Below are 2,252 nucleotides of genomic sequence, written 5' to 3' on the forward strand. Positions count from 1 at the left end.
CACGGCCACCCCGCCCGCCAGCAGCCCCCCGCCTGGCCGACACCCCCGTACGGCCCGGGCACGGGTCCGGGCACGGGCACCGTCCCCGACACCGAGCAGCCTCGCAGAGGCACCCGCTCCACGGCCCTGCTGGTCGCCGTCGCGCTGGTCGTCGCCCTCACCGCGGGCGCCTCCGTGTACGCCCTGGTGAAGGGCGACGACACCCGCGCCGACACCGGTCCCACCGAGAACCCGGCGACGGGCGCACCCGTCACCCCCGGCCCCTCCACCCGGGCCCCTTCGACCCGTCCGTCCGGCGCACCGGAGGAGACGCCGGCGGAGGGCGCGGTACCCGCCGAGTACCTCGGCACCTGGACCGCGTCCATCGACAACGACACGGGCCGCAACACCCGCCGGCTCACCGTCCGGCAGGGCGGGGTGGGCGACACGGTGCTCTCCCTCACGGCGGACGGTCCCGCGGGCAGCGGCACGTACCACTGCGTGTTCCGGGCGGCCCTGGCCGAGGACCCGGGCGCCGGCGACCCCCTCCGGATCGGCCCGTCCGAGGTCACCGCCGGCGAACCGGCCACGTCCTGTTCGCCCGGCGGGGCGACGGAGCTGACCGTCCTGCCGGACGGCCGTCTGCGCCGCGTGAACACCACCAGCGGCGAGGAGCTGACGTACACGAAGCAGTGACCGCAGGGACCTGCCGCGCGCGACCCCGGTGGGCCGGCGGATCCGCGGAGCGGGTCGGCGCCGTCCCTGTCCGCTCCCTTGCCTGCGATTGACGCGTACACAACCATCAACCCATGCGACCTGTGAGCCCAGACGGAACCCCGGACGGAACCCCAGACGGAACCCCAGACGGAACCCTTTCGGGTTCGCCGGACAGAAGAACCGTGCTGGCCGCGACGGCGGCCGTCGGAGTCGCCTCGGTGGGTGCGGCCACGGCCACGGCCACGACCGCGAGCGCCACCGGGACGGCCGGACCGGGCACGCGCCCGCCGGCCACCGCCCAGCCCCCCTCCCGCGAACTGCGCGCCCTCTTGCGGGAGATCGACCCCGCCCGCATCGAGGCCACCGTCCGCAAGCTCGTCTCCTTCGGGACCCGGCACACCCTCTCCACCCAGGACGACCCCGTCCGCGGCATCGGCGCGGCCCGTGACTGGATCCTCGCGGAGATGCGCGCGTACGCCGCCGTGTCCGGGGGCCGGATGACGGCCGAACTCCAGTCGTACGTCCAGGAACCCGCGCCCCGCGTCCCCACCGCCACCCGCATCACGAACGTACTGGCGACCCTGCGCGGCTCGGTCACCCCGGAGCGGGTGTACGTCGTCTCCGGGCACTACGACTCCCGCGTCACCGACGTCATGGACGCCACCTCGGACTCGCCGGGCGCGGACGACGACGCGTCGGGCGTGGCCGTGACGATGGAGCTGGCCCGGGTCATGGCGACCCGCCGCCCCGCCTCGACGATCGTCTTCGCGGCGGTGGCGGGGGAGGAGCAGGGCCTGTACGGGGCCGCGCACATGGCGTCGCGCTTCAAGGCGGCCGGTACGGACGTGCAGGGCATGTTCACCAACGACATCGTCGGCGCCTCACGGGCGGACGACGGGACGAAGGACCCGTACACGATCCGTCTCTTCGCGGAGGGCGTGCCGACGTCGGAGACCCCGGAGCAGGCGGCCACCCGCCGCTCGGTGGGCGGCGAGAACGACTCCCCGTCACGCCAGCTGGCCCGTTTCGTACGGGACACGGCGGACAACCCCGCGACGGGTATGCGCGTACGGGTGATCTACCGCCGTGACCGCTACCGCCGGGGCGGCGACCACATCCCCTTCCTCGAACAGGGGTACGCGGCGGTCCGCTTCACCGAACCCGCCGAGGACTTCGCCCACCAGCACCAGGACGTACGGGTCGAGGACGGCAAGCAGTACGGGGACCTGCCGGAGTTCTGCGACTTCCCCTTCATCGCCCGGGTCGCGCGGGTCAACGCGGCCGCGCTCTGGACCCTGGCCCAGGCCCCGGCCGCACCGCGCGGCGCGCGGATCCTCACGGCGGCGCTGACGAACGCCACCGAGCTGGTGTGGACGCGGGGGACCGAGCCGGATCTCGCCGGGTACGAGGTGGTGTGGCGCGAGACCACCGCCCCCGAGTGGACGCACGTGATCCCGGTGGGCGACGTGACGTCCCACGAGGTGGACCTGTCCAAGGACAACGTCTTCTTCGGCGTCCGGGCGGTGAACGGGGCGGGCCTGCGGAGCCCGGTGTCG

At 74.4% G+C, this 2,252-nt stretch carries 1 protein-coding gene and 1 pseudogene; both read left to right on the plus strand.

What is annotated here, in order from left to right:
* Positions 1–675, plus strand: a pseudogene (locus tag HO151_RS02155) (serine/threonine protein kinase); the annotation flags it as partial.
* 203 nt (positions 676–878) lie between these two features.
* A partial coding sequence (locus tag HO151_RS02160) for a M20/M25/M40 family metallo-hydrolase (RefSeq protein ID WP_368039387.1) occupies positions 879–2,252 on the plus strand: 1,374 nt, incomplete at its 3' end.

Source organism: Streptomyces sp. 8P21H-1, from assembly GCF_013302945.1.